The sequence below is a fragment of the Pseudomonas sp. QL9 genome (genome assembly GCF_041409665.1).
Taxonomy (GTDB): Bacteria; Pseudomonadota; Gammaproteobacteria; order Pseudomonadales; family Pseudomonadaceae; genus Pseudomonas; species Pseudomonas knackmussii.
The window spans coordinates 3511368-3531133 of the sequence record NZ_CP166971.1 but is presented as its reverse complement, the minus strand read 5'-3'; the positions used below and the strand labels follow the sequence as shown (position 1 = coordinate 3531133).

Below are 19766 nucleotides of genomic sequence, written 5' to 3'. Positions count from 1 at the left end.
CCGGGCGCTGCGATTACGCTCGTTGCCTCTTAGAGGGTACGAGCGACTTCGACCTTCTCGAACACTTCGATCTTGTCGCCGACGCGAACGTCGTTGTAGCTCTTCACGGCGATACCGCATTCCATGCCGTTACGAACTTCGGCAACGTCATCCTTGAAGCGACGCAGCGATTCCAGTTCGCCTTCGAAGATCACCACGTCGTCGCGAAGTACGCGGATCGGACGGTTGCGGTGCACCAGACCCTCGGTGACCATGCAGCCGGCGACGGCGCCGAACTTCGGCGAACGGAACACGTCACGCACTTCGGCGATACCCAGGATGTTCTCGCGAACATCGCTGCCGAGCATACCGGTCAGGGCTTTCTTGACGTCTTCGATGATGTCGTAGATCACGTTGTAGTAACGCATGTCCAGGCCTTCGGCCTCGACGATCTTGCGCGCACCAGCGTCAGCACGGACGTTGAAGCCGAACAGCACCGCGTTGGAGGCCAGCGCCAGGTTGGCATCGGACTCGGTGATACCACCGACGCCGCCACCGACCACGCGAACCTGCACTTCATCGTTGCCCAGACCGCTGAGCGAGCCTTGCAGCGCCTCGAGCGAACCGCGCACGTCGGCCTTGAGGACGATGTTGAGGGTTTTCTTCTCGTCCTGGCCCATGTTCTCGAAGATATTTTCGAGCTTCGCGGACTGCTGACGAGCGAGCTTGACCTCGCGGAACTTGCCCTGACGGAACAGAGCGACTTCGCGGGCCTTCTTCTCGTCGGCGACCACGGTCACTTCGTCACCGGCGTCCGGCGTGCCGTCCAGGCCGAGAATCTCGACCGGAATCGACGGACCGGCTTCCTTGATCGGCTTACCGTTCTCGTCGAGCATGGCCCGCACGCGGCCGTAGTTGACACCGCAGAGGATCATGTCGCCCTGACGCAGGGTACCGTCCTGAACCAGCACGGTAGCCACCGGACCACGGCCCTTGTCCAGACGGGACTCGACCACCACGCCACGGCCCGGGGCCGACGGAGTGGCTTTGAGCTCGAGTACTTCGGCCTGCAGCAGCACGGCTTCGAGCAGTTCGTCGACGCCGGTACCCATCTTGGCGGATACGTGGACGAAGGGAGCGTCGCCGCCCCACTCTTCCGGGATCACATCCAGCGCGGCCAGGCCGTTCTTGATGTTGTCCGGGTTGGCATCGGGCTTGTCGATCTTGTTCACCGCGACCACGATCGGCACGCCAGCGGCTTTCGCATGCTGCACGGCTTCCTGGGTCTGCGGCATCACGCCGTCGTCCGCCGCCACCACGAGGATGACGATGTCGGTCGCCTGGGCACCACGGGCACGCATCGCGGTGAACGCGGCGTGGCCGGGGGTGTCGAGGAAGGTGACCATGCCGCGGTCGGTTTCCACGTGGTAGGCGCCGATGTGCTGGGTGATGCCGCCGGCTTCACCCGCTGCAACCTTGGCACGACGGATGTAGTCGAGCAGGGAGGTCTTGCCGTGGTCGACGTGACCCATAACGGTCACTACCGGCGCACGCGATACGGCCTCGCCTTCGAACTTCAGCGACTCGGCCAGTTGCTCTTCCAGGGCGTTCTCGCTGACCAGCTTGACCTTGTGGCCGAGTTCTTCGGCGATCAGTTGGGCGGTTTCCTGGTCGAGGACCTGGTTGATGGTCACCGGAGTGCCCATCTTGAACATGAACTTGACGACTTCGGCGCCCTTCACCGACATCTGCTGAGCGAGCTCAGCAACAGTGATGGTCTCGCCGATACTCACTTCGCGCACAATGGGTCCTGTCGGGCTCTGGAACCCGTGCTGGTTACGCTTCTTCAGCTTCGCCTTGCCGCGACCACCGCCACGACGACCGAAACTGTCGTCGTCATCCGAACCGGAGCGCACAACGCGCGGAGCGGAAGTCTTTTCCTTTTCCTTGATCGACGGGCGATGCTGGGCATGCTTGCGATCGCGGCGATCGTCTTCGTCATCGCGCTTCGGCGGACGGCGGACTTCGCCTTCCTTCCGGCGCTCGTCGCCGGCAGCCGGAGCGGCGACGGGTGCGACAGGGACGGCGACCGGAGCGACGACAGGCGCCGGAGCAGCAGCCGGAGCACTTGCCTGGGCAGGCACTTCGGCCTGACGGCGGGCTGCGTCTTCGGCAGCGCGACGGGCTTCGACTTCGGCCTTCTGACGGGCCTCTTCCTCAGCCTTCAGGCGGGCAGCCTCTTCAACGGCGCGCTGCTCTTCCAGCTCGCGTTGACGCTCGGCCTCGATTTCGTCGGGGCTGCGCTTGACGTAGGTCTTCTTCTTGCGGACCTCAACGCTCACCGTCTTGCTGCCAGCCACTCTCAGGGTCGAGGTGGTCTTGCGCTGCAGGGTGATCTTGCGCGGTTCTTCCAGGCGATCGCCGTGGCTACCTTTAAGGTGCGCCAGCAGAGCCTGCTTTTCAGTATCGGTCACAACCTGCTCGGCATCGCTGTGCGGGAGGCCCGCTTCGCGCATCTGCTGCAGCAGGCGCTCAACCGGGGTATCGACCGTCTTGGCCAGTTCTTTCACCGTGACTTGCGTCATGCATTTCTCTCCTCAGGCCGCGAATGCTTACTCGAACCAATGGGCCCGGGCGGCCATGATCAACTTGCCGGCACGCTCTTCGTCCATGCCGTCGATGTCGAGCAAGTCGTCAATCGACTGCTCGGCAAGATCTTCACGGGTGGTTACGCCACGCAGCACCAGGTCCAGGGCCAGCTCTTTGGTCATGCCATCGAGGCTGAGCAGGTCTTCGGCCGGTTGAGCGTCAGCAAGTTTTTCTTCAGTTGCGATGGCTTTGGTCAGCAGACGGTCCTTGGCGCGCGAGCGCAGCTCGTTGACGATGTCCTCGTCGAAGCCGTCGATGCTGAGCATCTCTTCCATCGGTACGTAGGCGATTTCTTCCAGGGTGGTAAAGCCTTCCTCGACCAGCACCTGAGCCAGTTCTTCGTCCACATCCAGCTCGTCGATGAAACGCTGCAGGATGTCGCCGGTCTCGGCCTGCTGCTTGGCCTGGATGTCGGCCTCGGTCATCACGTTCAGGGTCCAGCCGGTCAGTTGGCTGGCCAGACGGACGTTCTGGCCGCTGCGGCCGATGGCCTGCGCCAGGTTGTCCTCGGCGACGGCGATATCCATGGTGTGGGTATCTTCGTCGACGATGATCGCGGCCACTTCGGCAGGCGCCATCGCGTTGATCACGAACTGGGCAGGGTTATCGTCCCACAGCACGATGTCCACGCGCTCGCCACCGAGTTCGCCGGAAACGGCCTGTACGCGCGAACCGCGCATGCCGATGCAGGCGCCCTGCGGGTCGATACGTTTGTCCTTGGAGCGCACGGCGATCTTGGCGCGCGAACCCGGATCACGGGCAGCTGCCATCACGTCGATCAGTTGCTCGGCGATTTCCGGCACTTCGATGCGGAACAGCTCGATCAGCATCTCCGGCGCGGTACGCGAGAGAACCAGTTGCGGACCGCGGTTCTCGCTGCGAATTTCCTTCAGCAGGGCACGCACACGAGTGCCGACGCGGAAGGTCTCGCGCGGAATGATCTGGTCACGGGCCAGCAGCGCTTCGGCATTGTTGCCGAGGTCGACGATGACGTTGTCGCGGGTGACCTTCTTCACGGTGCCGGAGATGATTTCACCAACCTTCTCGCGGTAGGCGTCGACCACCTGAGCGCGCTCGGCTTCACGCACCTTCTGCACGATGACCTGCTTGGCGGTCTGTGCGGCGATGCGGCCGAACTCGATGGATTCGATCTTCTCTTCGATGACGTCACCGGCCTTGAGGTCCGGATGGCTCTCGCGAACGTCATCGACGGTTAGCTCGGAGGCAGGATTGGAGTAATCCTCGTCCTCGACCACGGTCCAACGGCGGAAAGTGTCGTAGTTGCCGTTGGCGCGGTTGATCTGCACCCGCAGGTCGACCTCGTCCTCGAAACGCTTCTTGGTGGCGGTTGCCAGAGCCAGTTCCAGCGCTTCGAAAATCACGCCGGGCGGTACACCCTTCTCGTTGGATACCGACTCAACAACCAGCAGTACTTCTTTGCTCATCGTACGCCTCGCCTTTCAATCCATTGGAATCCGCGCAACACGCGGCTCACTCAAATCGGGGAATGATGTTGGCCTTATCGATCGAATCGATCGGCAGCAGGTATTCATGGTCATCCACGAGGACCACTACGTCCTGCTCCTCCACACCACGGAGAACGCCCTGGAAATTGCGCCGCCGCTCGAAGGGGATGCGCAGCCTGATCTTCACTTGCTCGCCGACATACCGAGCGAACTGCTCCAGCGTGAACAGCGGTCGATCCATCCCCGGAGAGGAAACCTCGAGGGTGTATTCGCCACTGATCGGGTCCTCGACATCGAGCACCCCGCTGACCTGCCGACTGACTGTTTCGCAGTCTTCGATCAGGATCCCTTCAGGACGATCGATATACACCCTGAGCAGGGAGTGACGACCTTGGGAAATGAACTCCAGGCCCCAGCACTCATAGCCGAGCGCCTCTACCACAGGGGCCAACAAGGCCTGCAACTGTTCTAGCTTGCTCGACACCTGATCGCCTCGCGTATGCCGTAGAAACAAAAAATGGGCGAAACGCCCATCCCTAAAGGAGCCACCCTAGACTGGTGGCGCGGACTGTCCAGCTAGCAAAAAGCCCCTGAAAAGGGGCTCTGCCAAAACTGGTTGCGGGAGCTGGATTTGAACCAACGACCTTCGGGTTATGAGCCCGACGAGCTACCAGACTGCTCCATCCCGCGTCAAAGCTGGTGCAAAATTATACGGTTACACCCTAATCAGGTCAACCGAAACACCTGAAACGAAAGGCCCGCATAGCGGGCCTTCGTCATATGGTACCGAGGAGGGGACTCGAACCCCTACAGCCTATGGCCACTACCACCTCAAGGTAGCGTGTCTACCAATTCCACCACCTCGGCAAAAACTTGCCTTACTTCTTCTCAGGAGCCGCCGGAACGTCAGAGTTGCCAGCTGCCGGAGCCTGTTGCTGCCCCTGGGTTGCCGGCACATCGGATGCCGCCGGAACCTTCTCCTGCTTCTGCTCCATCACTGCCGGATCAGGAAGACCAACGTGACGTAGCATATCAGCTTTTTCTTTAGCGAAATACGCTAAACCCAAGCTAGTAATGAAAAAAATTGCAGCGAGCACACCAGTAAAACGACTCAGGAAGGTAGCAGAGCCTTGGCTACCGAAAACGGTACCCGAAGCGCCCGAACCAAACGAGGCACCAGCATCCGCGCCCTTACCATGCTGCAGCAGGACCAGTACAACCAGACCCAGCGCCATCAGCAGGTGAATCACGATTACAACTGTTTCCAGCATCTGTCAGTTTCCTGCGGCGCGACAAATCGCACCAAACTCATCCGCATTGAGGGAGGCACCACCAATCAGCCCCCCATCGATGTCCGGCATGCCGAACAGTTCGACCGCATTCGCCGCCTTGACGCTACCGCCATACAGCAGGCGAACACCGCAGGCGACTTCGGCATTTTCTGCCGCCAATTGCGCGCGGATGGCCGCATGTACTTCTTGAGCCTGCTCAGGAGAGGCGGTCAGCCCCGTCCCGATTGCCCACACTGGCTCGTAAGCCACAACGGCGCGGGAGAAAGCCCCGACACCCAAATCCTCTATCACGGTCCCCAGCTGACGCCCGACGACTTCCAGGGTCTTTCCAGCTTCGCGCTGCTCGCGGGTCTCCCCCACGCACAACACCGGAACCAAACCGCAGGACTGCGCTGCGGCAAACTTACGACTGATGACACCGTCGCTTTCATCCAGAATCTGGCGGCGCTCAGAGTGCCCAACCAGAACCAGCGTGCAACCGGCATCGCTCAGTTGACTTGCAGCAATCTCACCCGTCAGGGCGCCCTGCATCGGCTCGACTGCGCAGTTCTGCGCACCCACCGCCAAGGCCTTGCCGTCCAGGCCTTGAATCACCTGATTGATGTACAGACAGGGCGGCAGAACCGCCACGTCGACACCTGTAGGCAGAGCCAGCTGTCGCAAGCCTTTGATCAGCTCCGCAACACTGGTGCGGGTACCGTGCATTTTCCAGTTCCCGGCCACTAAGGGTCGACGCATGCTGTACCTCGCTGAGCAAAGTGGGCGCAGATGTTAATCGACAAAAATCGAACTGACAAGCGAAATCAAGCACATACCTCAGTAACGACTTTCGCCAGCTGCTCGGCGTAAGCACGTACGCGAGCTTCTTCGTCGCCTTCGACCATCACCCGCACCAGCGGCTCGGTACCGGATTTGCGCAGAAGCACTCGGCCACGGCCCGCCATGCTTTCGGTCACACGTTCGCACGCCTCCTTGACCGCAGGATGCTCGATCGGGTCGACATCGCGACGCTGGAAGCGGACGTTGATCAGCACCTGCGGGAACATCCGAATGCCTTGGCGCGCCTCGGCAAGCGTCTGACCGCGCGCCTTGAGTGCCATCAGAACCTGCAGCGCAGCGATGATCGCATCGCCAGTGGTGGTGTGCTGACCACAAACGACATGGCCTGAGTTTTCACCGCCCAGGTGCCAGTTGCGCGCCATCAATTCCGCCATGACATAGCGGTCGCCGACCTTGGCACGAGTGAATGGAATCTGCAGATCTTTCAGAGCCAGCTCCAGGCCGAGGTTGCTCATGAGCGTCCCGACGACGCCACCATCCAGGCGGCCGCGCTCCTGCATGTCACGAGCGATCAGGAAGAGAATCTCGTCACCATCCACCACCGCGCCTGTATGGTCGACCATCAGCACGCGATCGCCATCGCCATCAAAGGCGATGCCCATGTCCGCCTGCTCGGCGATAACCGCCGCCTGAAGCGGGGCGATATGCGTGGAGCCGCAATTCTCATTGATGTTCAGGCCGTTAGGCTGAACGCCATGTACGGAAACCTGCGCACCCAGCTCGCGGAACACACTAGGCGCCACCTTGTAGGTCGCACCATGGGCGCAATCGATTACTAGCTTGAGCCCAGAGAAATCGGTACTGCTCGGCACGCTGCTCTTGCAGAACTCGATGTAGCGGCCAGCTGCATCGTTGATGCGCGAAACCTTACCCAGGCGGGCCGACTCGACCACTGTCATAGGCGTATCGAGCAGTTGCTCGATGACCATCTCGACTTCATCGGGCAGCTTGGTGCCCTGGCCGGAAAAGAACTTGATCCCGTTGTCGTCATGCGGATTGTGCGAAGCACTGATGACGATTCCCGCCTCGGCGTGGAAAGTGCGGGTCAGGTAGGCGATGCCCGGAGTCGGCATTGGCCCCAGCAGCATCACGTCAGCGCCAGCAGCGGAGAGACCTGCCTCTAGCGCCGACTCGAACATGTACCCGGAAATTCGCGTGTCCTTACCCACCAGCACACGGCACTTGCCCTGCTGCCGGAAAGCCGTACCCACAGCCCAACCCAGCTTGAGCACAAAATCCGGAGTGATCGGCGGCGTGCCGACACGGCCACGGATGCCATCGGTACCGAAGTATTTCCTGCTCATAGCGTCAGACCTTCTTCCTTAGCTTGCTCTACCGCATCGATCATGCGGACCACGTCGACCGTCTCGGCGACGTCATGTACTCGAATAATGCGCGCCCCCTTGCTAACCGCCAGAGCAGCAAGGGCAAGGCTGCCATAGAGACGATCACCAACCTCGCGACCGAGCGCACGCCCGATCATGCTCTTGCGCGACACTCCGACCAGCAGCGGACAGCCCAGTTCCAGCAGGCGTTCCATACGCTGGAACAGCACAAGGTTATGCGCCTGCGTCTTGGCAAATCCGAAACCAGGATCGAGCACGATGCGCTCACGGGGAATGCCAGCCGCTTCGCACACAGCCATGCGCTCCACAAGGAAATCCCGCACCTCGGCGAGGATGTCCGGATAGCGCGGATCGTTCTGCATGTTGCTCGGCTCGCCGCGCATGTGCATGAGACAGATCGCCATTCCGGTATCCGCAGCCGCATCGACGGCACCATCGCGCTGAAGGGAACGAACGTCGTTGATCAGACCAGCCCCCAGGCGACCGGACTCGCGCATCACCGCGGGCGTCGATGTATCGACGGAAATCACCACATCCAATTCGCGAGCGATAGCCTCGACGACTGGCGCTACGCGCTCCAGCTCTTCTGTCGGAGTGACCAGGCGCGCGCCCGGGCGAGTCGACTCTCCGCCAACATCGATAAGGGTCGCACCAGCCTCGACCATCTCTGCTGCGCGCTGCAGCGCTCGGTCCAGCTGATTGAAACGACCACCATCGGAAAACGAGTCCGGCGTGACGTTGAGGATTCCCATGACATGGGGGCGCGTTAAATCAAGAACCCGGTTGCCGCAAGGCAACCGGGTTGGGTACAGCTTGGAGCTCATCAATCGTTCTCAGTGTTCGCCAGCAGGACCGCCGATGGGCTTTTCCTTGCGACCAGCATCGTCGCGACTGGTAGTGGTCGACCCAGTGGAGCCAGAACCACCCTGCCAATCACGAGGCTCGCGCGGTTCCCGTCCAGCCATGATGTCGTCGATCTGGTCCGAGTCGATGGTTTCGTACTTCATCAACGCATCGGCCATCATGTCGAGCTTGTCGCGATTCTCGTCCAGCAGACGCTTGGCGGTGCCGTAGCAGTCGTCGATGATGCGACGGACTTCCTGGTCGATCAGCTTGGCGGTCTCACCGGAAACATTGGAGTGCTGGGAACCGGCACTGCGCCCCAGGAACACCTCGCCCTCTTCTTCCGCGTACATCAACGGACCGAGCTTCTCGGAGAGGCCCCACTTGGTAACCATGTTCCGCGAGAGCTGGGTGGCACGCATGATGTCATTGGAAGCGCCAGTGGTAACACCTTCGAAACCGAGCGTCATCTCCTCGGCGATACGGCCGCCGAACAGCGAGCATATCTGGCTTTCCAGGGCGCGTTTGGAGAGGCTGTAGCGATCTTCCTCGGGGAGGAACATCGTCACGCCCAGCGCGCGACCGCGCGGGATGATGGAAACTTTGTAGACCGGGTCGTGCTCGGGCACGAGGCGGCCGACGATAGCGTGACCGGCCTCGTGGTAAGCGGTATTCCGCTTTTCTTTCTCGGACATGACCATGGTCTTGCGCTCGGCACCCATCATGATCTTGTCCTTGGCCAGCTCGAATTCACGCATGTCGACGATGCGCTTGTTGGCGCGGGCGGCGAACAACGAGGCCTCGTTGACCAGGTTGGCCAGATCGGCACCGGAGAAGCCCGGAGTACCGCGCGCGATCACGGCTGCGTCGACATGATCGCCCAGCGGAACCTTGCGCATGTGCACCTTGAGAATCTGCTCGCGGCCACGAATGTCCGGCAGGCCAACCACTACCTGGCGGTCGAAGCGGCCCGGGCGCAGCAGCGCCGGGTCGAGGACGTCCGGGCGGTTGGTCGCGGCGATCACGATGATGCCGTCGTTCATCTCGAAGCCATCCATCTCGACCAGCAACTGGTTGAGGGTCTGCTCACGCTCGTCGTGACCACCGCCCAGGCCGGCGCCACGATGGCGACCAACGGCGTCGATCTCGTCGATGAAGATGATGCACGGCGCGTGTTTCTTGGCTTGGTCGAACATGTCGCGAACACGGGACGCACCCACGCCGACGAACATTTCGACGAAGTCGGAGCCGGAGATGGTGAAGAACGGGACTTTCGCCTCGCCAGCGATCGCCTTGGCCAGCAGGGTCTTACCGGTACCGGGCGGGCCGACCATCAGCACGCCGCGCGGAATGCGGCCACCGAGGCGCTGGAACTTGCCCGGATCGCGGAGGAATTCGACCAGCTCGCTGACCTCTTCCTTTGCCTCGTCGCAACCGGCGACGTCAGCGAAGGTGGTCTTCACCTGATCTTCGGAAAGCAGGCGTGCCTTGCTCTTGCCGAAGCTCATCGGGCCACCACGGCCGCCGCCGCCGCCCTGCATCTGGCGCATGAAGAACATGAACACGGCGATGATCACGAGGATCGGGAAGCTGGCGACCAGCAGCTGAGTCCAGATGCTCTGCTGCTCAGGCTGCTTGCCTTCGATGACCACGTTGTTGTTGACCAGATCGCCGATCAGGCCATTGTCCTGGATCGCCGGACGAATGGTCTTGAAGGTGTCCCCATCCTGGCGCTTGCCAGTGATGACGTAACCGTCGACGGTAACCCGCTCGACCTTGCCTTCCTTCACCTGCTGGATGAAATCCGAATAGTTGAGCGTTTGCGGCTCGTTCGGACTGGAGAAGTTGTTCATCACGGTGACGAGGACCGCCGCGATGATCAACCACAGGATCAGGTTCTTTGCCATGTCGTTCAATTGACTACCCTCTGAAGCCGGCTCCGCCCTGGAAACCGCTTCGCACGACGGCCGGACTCCTTCCGGCCAACTTACTACACAACTCCCGCCCAGGCGGAAGGCGTCTGTAACCCTTTATGAACCCCGGCTCGAGCCGACACAAGCCTTACTTACGCACACTGGACAGGCTGGAAGCCCATTCGTCGCAGTCTAGGCTCCGCGGAATCCGCGTGCGAGCAGATATTGCTCACGGGAGCGGTCGCGGGAGGACAGGGGCTTGCGCATCTGTACCTTCTCGAAATTCTCGCGAACCATCTTCAGGTAAGTGTCGAACCCTTCACCCTGGAAGATCTTGATCAGAAAATCGCCGCCCGGGCGCAACACCCGGGTGCAGAGGTCCAGTGCCAGCTCGCAGAGGAACATCGCACGGGGCATGTCCACAGCGGGCAGCCCACTCATATTGGGGGCCATATCGGAAATCACAAGGTCTACCGGATTTTCTCCGATGGCCTCGAGCAACTGGGCGAAGACCTCGTCTTCGGTGAAGTCGCCCTGGATGAAGGTGACGTCCGGAATGCTGTCCATAGGCAGGATATCGGAAGCGATCAGGATGCCCTTGTCGCCGATGACCCGACTGGTGACCTGCGACCAGCCGCCTGGCGCCGCGCCGAGGTCGACCACGGTCATTCCCGGGCGCAGGATGCGATCCTTCTCCTGGATTTCCAGCAGCTTGTAGCTGGCGCGCGAGCGGTAGCCGTCGCGTTGCGCCATCTTCACGTAAGGATCGTCGAAATGTTCTTTTAGCCAGCGATGGCTAGTCTTGGAACGGGCCACGTATTACCTCGTCTGAGCGGCACCCGGATAAATGTGAATTCGGGTAAGATATCCGCCTTTTTTCCCAGGGGTCTGATTATGGCGCTCACTCAGGAGCAGAAGAAACAGTTCAAATCTATCGGCCACCATCTGAAGCCTGTATTGACCGTAGCCGAAAACGGTCTTACCGAAGGCGTGATGGCCGAGCTCGAGCGTGCGCTCAATGATCACGAACTGATCAAGGTACAGTTCCGCATCACAGAGCGCGACGATCGCCGCGCGCTGATCGATGAACTGTGCCAGAACGGCAGCTGCGAACTGGTCCAGGTCATCGGCAAGATGGCACTGGTCTATCGCCGCAACTCCAAGCCGAACCGCAATCTGTCGAACATCAGCCGCTTCAGCGGCCTGTAAGACTCGGGATCGGGCCGGGCGCCACGGCGCCCGGAGATTCATTCCAGCCTGCCTGCGCTTAGCGCACGGCATCTCGCCCAGGTACCGGCTGCAGCACCAGCAGCACGCCGCACAGAGCCAGCACCAGGTAGTTAAAGAGCAGCCAACGCTGGGCATCCGGCGCGATGCGATCGACCACCAGGTAGCTGACCACCATCACCAATACCGTCAGCAGCAACTGCCCTCGCATTTCGCGCCAGAGGCTGGCGAAGCCGTGCGCAGCTACCAGCAGCACGACCTGCAGCAAAGCGCAGAAACCGGCGAATCCGACCAGCAATGGAGTGAGGGCGTCGGCGACCGACTGCACGAGCAGCGGTGCCAGGCCTACCTTCTCCAGCGCAGGCAAAACCACAAAGCGCAGTAGCCAGAGACCGCCGACCCAGAATGTCTGGGCCAGTAGCCAGCTGGCTGCTGCAGCTTTGTAGGGACGCGGATCAGGCGTGACGGACTTCAACGATCTCGTACTCGACATCGCCACCCGGGGTGCGCACCAGCACGGCATCCCCTTCGGTCTTGCCGATCAGCGCGCGGGCGATCGGCGAGTTGACCGAGATCTTGCTGGCCTTGATGTCGGCCTCGTCGTCGCCAACGATCTGGTAGGTCACGGTCTCGTCAGTTTCGACATTGGCGATATCCACGGTGGTACCGAAGATCACCTTGCCGGTGTGCGGGATGGTAGTGACGTCGATGATCTGTGCGTTGGACAGCTTGGCCTCGATATCGCGGATACGCGCCTCGGACATGCCCTGCTGCTCGCGCGCGGCATGGTACTCGGCGTTCTCCTTGAGGTCGCCCAGCTCACGCGCTTCGGCGATGGCCTGGGTGATCTGCGGGCGCAGAACGGTCTTCAGATACTTCAGTTCATCTTCCAGGGCGCGAGCGCCCTGGACGGTCATGGGGAACTTGCTCATGCGTTGATTCCTGCATGCAGATCCTGCAGGCGGCGTACGGTCTTCTCGGGACCGAACTTGAGCGCTTCGCAGATCGCCTGACCAGCCGCGATGGTGGTGGTGCAGTAGATCTTGTGCTGCAGGGCGTTACGACGGATGGAGTAGGAGTCGGCGATCGACTGGCGACCCTCGGTGGTGTTGATGATCAGGGTGACTTCGTCATTCTTGATCATGTCGACTACGTGAGGACGACCTTCGGTCACCTTGTTCACGCGGCGAACCGGCAGACCGGCGGCCTCGATAACCTTGGCTGTACCGGCGGTGGCGACCACTTCGAAGCCCAGGGCGATCAGGTCGCGGGCGACCTGCACGGCTTGCGGCTTGTCGTCTTCGCGGACGCTGATGAAGGCGCAGCCGGCGTTCGGCAGGATTTCGCTGGCACCCAGCTGGGCCTTGGCGAAGGCTTCGCCGAAGCTGTCGCCGACACCCATGACTTCACCGGTGGACTTCATTTCCGGGCCAAGGATCGGGTCGACGCCCGGGAACTTGGCGAACGGGAACACCGCTTCCTTGACGCTGTAGAACGGCGGGATCACTTCTTCGGTGAAGCCGACTTCGGCCAGGGTCTTGCCGGCCATCACGCGGGCCGCGACCTTGGCCAGAGATTCGCCGATGCACTTGGAAACGAACGGCACGGTACGCGAGGCGCGCGGGTTCACTTCGATGACGTAGATGTCTTCGCCCTGAACGGCCATCTGCACGTTCATCAGGCCTACGACGCCCAACTCCAGGGCCATCTTCTTGACCTGCTCGCGGATCTCGTCCTGGATGTGCTTCGGCAGCGAGTACGGCGGCAGCGAGCAGGCGGAGTCACCGGAGTGCACGCCGGCCTGTTCGATGTGCTGCATGATCGCACCGATCACCACGGTGTCGCCGTCACAGACGGCGTCGATGTCGACTTCGATGGCGCAGTTCAGGAAGCGGTCGAGCAGCACCGGGCTGTCGTTGGAGACCTTCACAGCCTCGCGCATGTAGCGCTTGAGCTCTTCTTCCTGGTAGACGATTTCCATCGCGCGGCCGCCCAGTACGTAGGACGGGCGCACGACCATCGGGTAGCCGATGTTCTTCGACAGGGCCAGGGCCTCTTCTTCGCTGCGCGCGGTGGCGTTGGCCGGCTGACGCAGGTTCAGGCGCTGGACCATCTGCTGGAAGCGCTCGCGGTCTTCGGCGCGGTCAATGGCGTCCGGGCTGGTGCCGATGATCGGCACGCCAGCTTCTTCCAGGGCACGGCAGAGTTTCAGCGGAGTCTGGCCGCCGTACTGCACGATGACGCCCTTGGGCTGCTCGACACGGACGATCTCCAGCACGTCTTCCAGGGTCACCGGCTCGAAGTACAGGCGGTCGGAAGTGTCGTAGTCGGTGGAGACGGTCTCCGGGTTGCAGTTGACCATGATGGTCTCGTAGCCGTCTTCACGCATCGCCAGTGCAGCGTGTACGCAGCAGTAGTCGAACTCGATGCCCTGGCCGATACGGTTCGGACCGCCGCCCAGGATCATGATCTTGTCGCGGCCGGACGGATTGGCTTCGCACTCTTCCTCGTAGGTCGAGTACATGTAAGCGGTGTCGGTGGCGAATTCGGCGGCGCAGGTGTCCACGCGCTTGTACACCGGCAGCACTTTCAGCTTGTGACGGTGGGCACGCAGGTTCTTCTCGGTGACGCCGAGGAGCTTGGCCAGGCGCGAGTCGGAGAAGCCCTTGCGCTTGAGCTTGCGCATCAGGTCGGCGTCGATGCCGGACAGGCCGAGGGTCTTGACCTTCTCTTCGTCCTTGATGAGGTCTTCGATCTGCACCAGGAACCACTCGTCGATCTTGGTCAGGTTGAAGACTTCCTCGATGGACTTGCCGGCACGGAAAGCGTCAGCCACGTACCAGATACGCTCGGCGCCCGGCACGGTCAGCTCGCGCTTGAGGATGCCTTCGGCTTCCGGGTCGGCCAGGTCGAGTTTCGGATCGAAGCCGGCAACGCCGACTTCCAGGCCCCGCAGGGCTTTCTGCACCGACTCCTGGAAGGTACGGCCGATGGCCATGACTTCGCCCACGGATTTCATCTGGGTGGTCAGGCGGGCGTCGGCTTTCGGGAATTTCTCGAAGGCGAAGCGCGGCACCTTGGTGACGACGTAGTCGATAGCCGGCTCGAAGGACGCCGGGGTGCGGCCGCCGGTGATGTCGTTCTGCAGCTCGTCGAGGGTGTAGCCGACAGCCAGCTTGGCGGCGATCTTGGCGATCGGGAAGCCAGTGGCCTTGGAGGCCAGGGCCGAGGAGCGGGACACGCGCGGGTTCATCTCGATCACGACCATGCGGCCAGTGTTCGGGCAGATGCCGAACTGCACGTTGGAACCGCCGGTTTCCACGCCGATCTCACGCAGCACCGCCAGGGAGGCGTTGCGCATGATCTGGTATTCCTTGTCGGTCAGGGTCTGTGCCGGCGCAACGGTGATGGAGTCACCGGTGTGCACGCCCATCGGATCGAAGTTCTCGATGGAGCAGACAATGATGCAGTTGTCCTTCTTGTCGCGGACAACCTCCATCTCGTATTCCTTCCAGCCGATCAGCGATTCGTCGATCAGCAGTTCGTTGGTCGGCGACAGGTCCAGGCCGCGGGCGCAGATCTCTTCGAACTCCTCGCGGTTGTAGGCGATGCCGCCACCGGTGCCGCCCATGGTGAAGGACGGACGGATGATGCAGGGGAAGCCGACCTGATCCAGTACGCCGTAGGCTTCTTCCATGGTGTGGGCGATGCCCGAGCGCGGGCAGGCCAGGCCGATGGATTTCATGGCCTTGTCGAAGCGCGAACGGTCTTCTGCCTTGTCGATGGTGTCGGCGTTGGCGCCGATCATTTCCACGCCGAACTTCTCCAGCACGCCGTGGCGCTCGAGGTCGAGGGCACAGTTCAGCGCGGTCTGGCCGCCCATGGTCGGCAGCAGCGCGTCAGGACGCTCTTTCTCGATGATCTTCGCGACGGTCTGCCACTTGATCGGCTCGATATAGGTGGCGTCGGCCATGGCCGGGTCGGTCATGATGGTGGCCGGGTTGGAGTTCACCAGGATGACGCGGAAGCCTTCTTCCTTCAGGGCCTTGCAGGCCTGTGCGCCGGAGTAGTCGAACTCGCAGGCCTGGCCGATGACGATCGGGCCGGCGCCGAGGATCAGGATGCTCTTGATGTCTGTACGCTTGGGCATGGGACTCTCGTTGCAATATTCAGGAAAGGGTTGCGCTGGCCAGCTTCACGCCAAAGCCGACGAACAGGGCGCCGACGCCACTCGAGGCGCCGGCAGCCAACCGTTGCCGCCGGCGGAACCATGCCGCCAGACGCACACCGGAGAAAATCAGGAAACTCAGATACAGGGCGCTGATGATCTCGAGGATCGTGCCCAGCACCAGGAACGACACTCCGGGATAGGCGTAACCGGGGTCGACGAACTGGATGAAGAAGGAAACGAAGAAGAGGATCGCCTTCGGGTTGGACAGGCTCAGCAGCAGCGCCTTGCGGAACGGCTGGTTGACGTCGACCTGTTTCGCCGGCGCAGCAGCCCGCTCGACCGGCTGGCGCAGCTTCTGCAGACCGCCGCGGAGCATGCCGATGCCGAGATAGAACAGGTAGGCCGCGCCAACGTACTTCAGCCCGAGGAACAGCACTGGCTCTGCCTTGAGCAGCGAGGCGATACCCAACGCCGACAGCGCCATGAGCACGGCGTCACCGAGGAACACCGCGCTGGCCGCCCGGTAGCCGGCGCCGACGCCGCGCTGGGCGGCGGTGGCAAGCACGAACAGCGAGTTCGGGCCCGGCAGCAGGACGATGAACAGCGTACCCAGGACGTAAGTCCAGAGGTCGGTGATTCCCAGGGTCGGCATCATCTTCGTCTACCTCTTCGCAGCCTTCAGCGGCGCTCGGCCATCGCCGCGATGAAGCGGTCGAACAGCGGGGCGACGTCGTGCGGGCCAGGACTGGCTTCCGGGTGACCCTGGAAGCTGAAGGCCACCTTGTCAGTGCGCTCGATGCCCTGCAGGGTGCCATCGAACAGCGACTTGTGGGTGGCGCGCAGGTTGGCCGGCAGGGTCGACTCGTCCACGGCGAAGCCATGGTTCTGGCTGGTGATCATCACCACGCCGCTGTCGAGGTCCTGCACCGGGTGGTTCGCACCATGGTGGCCGTGACCCATCTTCACGGTCTTGGCGCCGGAGGCCAGGGCCAGCAGCTGGTGACCGAGACAGATGCCGAAGACCGGGATGTCGGTATCGAGGAACTCGCGGATCGCCTGGATGGCGTAGTCGCAAGGCTCGGGGTCGCCAGGGCCGTTGGAGAGGAAGATACCGTCCGGGTTCAGCGCCAGGACTTCGCTGGCCGGGGTCTGGGCCGGAACGACGGTCAGGCGGCAGCCACGAGCAACCAGCATGCGCAGGATGTTCAGCTTGACGCCGAAGTCGTAGGCAACCACGTGGTACGGCAGCTCGGCGGCGGCAATTTCCGGGTGGCTGTCGGTTTCCAGGTTCCACACGCTGGAGCGCCATTCGTAGCGCTCGGTGGAGGAAACGACCTTGGCCAGGTCCATGCCTTTCAGGCCCGGGAAGGAGCGGGCCAGCTCGAGGGCCTTCTCTTCGGTGGCGTCGTCGCCGGCGAGGATGCAGCCGTTCTGCGAACCCTTCTCGCGCAGGATGCGAGTCAGGCGGCGGGTGTCGATACCGGCGATGGCGACGGTGCCGTTTTCTTTCAGGTAATCCGGCAGCGACTGCTTGTCGCGCCAGCTGCTGGCCAGCAGCGGCAGGTCGCGGATGATCAGGCCGGCGGCCCAGACCTTGTTCGACTCGGCGTCTTCCGGGGTGGTCCCGGTATTGCCGATGTGCGGGTAGGTCAGGGTGACGATCTGTTGGGCATAGGAAGGATCGGTAAGGATTTCCTGGTAGCCGGTCATGGCAGTGTTGAACACCACCTCACCAACGGTATGACCGTCGGCACCGATGGCTTCACCGCGAAAAATGCTGCCGTCGGCAAGTGCAAGTATGGCTGGCTTAGTCAAGAAGACCTCCCGTAAATCAAGCCTGGCTGGGCGTGCGCAGATTGTAAAAAAGCGGGATGACGTCAGAAGAGGTCATCCCGCTTTTTTATGGTTCATGCTGCGCTGCTTTTAGTGGACACACTAAATCTGTAGTTTACAGAAAAGCGACATCCAGGTCCACCCAAGGCACGACATACGGTGCTACCGCCTGACCGACTCAACGCAAGCTGAGCACATCCTGCATGTCGTAAAGACCACTGCCCTGCCCGTCCAGCCAGAGCGCGGCACGCACCGCGCCACGGGCGAAGGTCATGCGGCTCGAAGCCTTGTGCGTGATTTCCACGCGCTCGCCATCGGCGGCGAACAGCACAGTGTGATCACCGACCACATCGCCCGCGCGCACAGTGGCGAAGCCAATGGTTTCACGAGCACGAGCACCGGTCTGGCCTTCACGGCCGTAGACGGCAACCTTCTCCAGATCACGCCCCAACGCATTGGCAACGACTTCGCCCATGCGCAGCGCAGTACCGGACGGCGCATCGACCTTGTGGCGGTGGTGCGCCTCGAGGATCTCGATGTCGACATCATCACCCAGCACACGAGCAGCAGTGTCCAGCAGCTTAAGGCAGAGGTTCACGCCAACGCTGTAGTTGGCGGCGAAGACAATCGGGATCTCCTTGGCCGCCTCGGCGATCAGCACCTTCTCCTCAGCAGAGAAACCGGTGGTGCCGATGACCATGGCCTTGCCCGCCTTGCGGCAGATGTCCAGGTTCTTCAGGGTGACGGTCGGGTGGGTGAAATCGATCAGCACATCGAACTCGTCAGCCACCTTGAGCAGGTCGCCCGACAGCGGCACGCCGATGCGACCCAGACCTGCCAGCTCTCCAGCATCGGCACCGACCAGCGTGCTGTCCGGACGATCGATGGCGGCGGTCAGGCCGGCGCCACCATTGGTCTGCTGCACCGCCTCGATAAGGATCTTGCCCATGCGCCCGGCGGCGCCCATTACAGCTATACGTCGCATTTAGTCAGCTCCAAGCTGCAAGCCCCAAGCTGCAAGCGGCGCCCATCTCGAGGACCTCCGCCTGCAACCTGCAGCTTCAAGTCATAGGTCGTCGAAGAAGCGCTTCATGCCTTCGAACCAGCCACTGGCACGGGGCGAGTGGGAAGTGTCGCCCTGCAGGCTGCCGCGGAACTCTTCGAGCAGTTCGCGCTGGCGCTTGTCCAGGTTGACCGGCGTTTCCACCACCACCCTGCACATCAGGTCGCCGGCACCGCCGCCGCGCACCGGGGCCACGCCCTTGCCGCGCAGGCGGAACAGCTTGCCGGTCTGAGTGCCCTCGGGGATCTTCAGCTTCACGCGACCATCCAGGGTCGGCACCTCCAGCTCACCGCCCAGGGCTGCGTCGGCGAAGCTGATCGGCACTTCGCAGTACAGATGCTTGCCATCGCGCTGGAAGATGTCGTGCTCGCGCACGTTCACCACCACGTAGAGATCGCCCGCAGGGCCGCCATGGGCACCGGCCTCGCCTTCGCCGGACAGACGAATACGGTCGCCGGTATCGACACCCGCCGGCACCTTGACCGACAGGGTCTTCTGCTCTTCCACTCGCCCCTGGCCGTGGCAGGTGCCGCATGGATCGCTGATCATCTTGCCGTTGCCATGGCAACGCGGGCAGGTCTGCTGCACCGAGAAGAAGCCCTGCTGCATGCGCACCTGGCCGATGCCGCCGCAGGTGGTGCAGGTGACCGGCGAGGTGCCGGGCTTGGCGCCGCTGCCGCTGCAAGTCTTGCAACCAACCAGGGTCGGCACGCGGATGGTCACGGTGGTGCCGCGCACGGCATCTTCAAGATCCAGATCCAGCGTGTAGCGCAGATCGGCGCCGCGCTGCGGGCCGCCGCGACCGCCACGACCACCGCCGCCGCCACCGAAGAAATCGCTGAAGACGTCGCCGAAGATGTCCGAGAAACTCGCGCCGCCGAAGCCGGCTCCGGCGCCACCACCCATCTGCGGGTCGACACCGGCGTGACCGTACTGATCGTAGGCTGCACGCTTGCTGGCGTCAGACAGGATCTCGTACGCCTCGTTGGCCTCCTTGAATTTATCCTCGGCTTCCTTGTCGCCGGGATTGCGGTCCGGGTGGTGCTTCATGGCCAGCCGGCGATAGGCCTTCTTCAGGTCCGCTTCGCTGGCGCCACGCTCGACACCCAGTACCTCGTAAAAATCACGTTTGGCCATAAATTCT

17 protein-coding genes and 2 tRNA genes are annotated in these 19766 nt (G+C 62.2%); 1 reads left to right on the top strand and 18 read right to left on the bottom strand.

Features of this window, described 5'->3' with window-relative positions:
* Positions 1-29 precede the first annotated feature (29 nt).
* The 11 genes from infB to rlmE all read right to left on the bottom strand — a co-directional run bounded on the left by infB (position 30) and on the right by rlmE (position 11144).
* Complete coding sequence (gene infB / locus ACA097_RS16560) at positions 30-2564, bottom strand: translation initiation factor IF-2 (protein WP_043255307.1); 2535 nt, start codon at positions 2562-2564, stop codon at positions 30-32.
* Positions 2565-2591: 27 nt separating this feature from the next.
* Positions 2592-4073, bottom strand: coding sequence for a transcription termination factor NusA (gene nusA, locus ACA097_RS16555; protein ID WP_043255309.1), 1482 nt, complete (start codon positions 4071-4073; stop codon positions 2592-2594).
* A gap of 46 nt (positions 4074-4119) precedes the next feature.
* Positions 4120-4578, bottom strand: coding sequence for a ribosome maturation factor RimP (gene rimP / locus ACA097_RS16550; RefSeq protein WP_160288428.1), 459 nt, complete (start codon positions 4576-4578; stop codon positions 4120-4122).
* Between the two features lie 129 nt (positions 4579-4707).
* A tRNA-Met gene (locus ACA097_RS16545) sits at positions 4708-4784 on the bottom strand.
* A gap of 91 nt (positions 4785-4875) precedes the next feature.
* Positions 4876-4961, bottom strand: a tRNA-Leu gene (locus ACA097_RS16540).
* Between the two features lie 11 nt (positions 4962-4972).
* Positions 4973-5365, bottom strand: coding sequence for a preprotein translocase subunit SecG (secG, locus tag ACA097_RS16535; protein WP_043255311.1), 393 nt, complete (start codon positions 5363-5365; stop codon positions 4973-4975).
* Between the two features lie 3 nt (positions 5366-5368).
* Positions 5369-6124, bottom strand: a complete 756-nt coding sequence (gene tpiA / locus ACA097_RS16530; protein ID WP_371364584.1) for a triose-phosphate isomerase — start codon at positions 6122-6124, stop codon at positions 5369-5371.
* A 65-nt stretch (positions 6125-6189) separates the two neighbouring features.
* On the bottom strand, positions 6190-7530 hold the full coding sequence (gene glmM, locus ACA097_RS16525; protein ID WP_160288430.1) for a phosphoglucosamine mutase: 1341 nt from the start codon (positions 7528-7530) through the stop codon (positions 6190-6192).
* Positions 7527-8396, bottom strand: coding sequence for a dihydropteroate synthase (folP, locus tag ACA097_RS16520; RefSeq protein ID WP_043255318.1), 870 nt, complete (start codon positions 8394-8396; stop codon positions 7527-7529). The genes glmM and folP overlap by 4 nt, the downstream gene beginning before the upstream one ends.
* A gap of 9 nt (positions 8397-8405) precedes the next feature.
* On the bottom strand, positions 8406-10322 hold the full coding sequence (gene ftsH, locus ACA097_RS16515; RefSeq protein ID WP_160289004.1) for an ATP-dependent zinc metalloprotease FtsH: 1917 nt from the start codon (positions 10320-10322) through the stop codon (positions 8406-8408).
* 198 nt (positions 10323-10520) lie between these two features.
* Entirely contained in the window at positions 10521-11144 is a 624-nt protein-coding gene (gene rlmE / locus ACA097_RS16510; RefSeq protein WP_043255320.1) for a 23S rRNA (uridine(2552)-2'-O)-methyltransferase RlmE, read from the bottom strand.
* Between the two features lie 78 nt (positions 11145-11222).
* Here rlmE and yhbY point away from each other — a divergent pair, with 78 nt between their 5' ends.
* The gene (gene yhbY / locus ACA097_RS16505; protein WP_043255322.1) at positions 11223-11537 is read left to right on the top strand and encodes a ribosome assembly RNA-binding protein YhbY; all 315 of its coding nucleotides are present in this window, start codon (positions 11223-11225) and stop codon (positions 11535-11537) included.
* A 58-nt stretch (positions 11538-11595) separates the two neighbouring features.
* Here yhbY and ACA097_RS16500 read toward each other — a convergent pair whose 3' ends face one another.
* The 7 genes from ACA097_RS16500 to dnaJ form a co-directional block, all read right to left on the bottom strand.
* On the bottom strand, positions 11596-12048 hold the full coding sequence (locus tag ACA097_RS16500) for a hypothetical protein (protein WP_052355372.1): 453 nt from the start codon (positions 12046-12048) through the stop codon (positions 11596-11598).
* Positions 12011-12487, bottom strand: a complete 477-nt coding sequence (gene greA / locus ACA097_RS16495) for a transcription elongation factor GreA (protein ID WP_043255325.1) — start codon at positions 12485-12487, stop codon at positions 12011-12013. Before greA ends, ACA097_RS16500 begins: the two co-directional genes overlap by 38 nt.
* Positions 12484-15705: a carbamoyl-phosphate synthase large subunit gene (gene carB, locus ACA097_RS16490; protein WP_160288431.1), complete on the bottom strand. Its 3222-nt coding sequence runs from the start codon at positions 15703-15705 to the stop codon at positions 12484-12486. The genes greA and carB overlap by 4 nt, the downstream gene beginning before the upstream one ends.
* 19 nt (positions 15706-15724) lie before the next feature.
* Positions 15725-16378: a leucine efflux protein LeuE gene (gene leuE, locus ACA097_RS16485; protein ID WP_371370534.1), complete on the bottom strand. Its 654-nt coding sequence runs from the start codon at positions 16376-16378 to the stop codon at positions 15725-15727.
* A gap of 26 nt (positions 16379-16404) precedes the next feature.
* Positions 16405-17541 carry a glutamine-hydrolyzing carbamoyl-phosphate synthase small subunit gene (gene carA, locus ACA097_RS16480; protein ID WP_043255332.1) on the bottom strand — a complete coding sequence of 379 codons (1137 nt, stop codon included), beginning with the start codon at positions 17539-17541 and terminating at the stop codon, positions 16405-16407.
* A 196-nt stretch (positions 17542-17737) separates the two neighbouring features.
* Positions 17738-18544: a 4-hydroxy-tetrahydrodipicolinate reductase gene (dapB, locus tag ACA097_RS16475; RefSeq protein WP_160288433.1), complete on the bottom strand. Its 807-nt coding sequence runs from the start codon at positions 18542-18544 to the stop codon at positions 17738-17740.
* A gap of 81 nt (positions 18545-18625) precedes the next feature.
* Positions 18626-19759 (bottom strand): molecular chaperone DnaJ, encoded by a 1134-nt coding sequence (gene dnaJ / locus ACA097_RS16470; RefSeq protein WP_043255335.1) that lies wholly within the window; start codon positions 19757-19759, stop codon positions 18626-18628.
* Positions 19760-19766 lie beyond the last annotated feature (7 nt).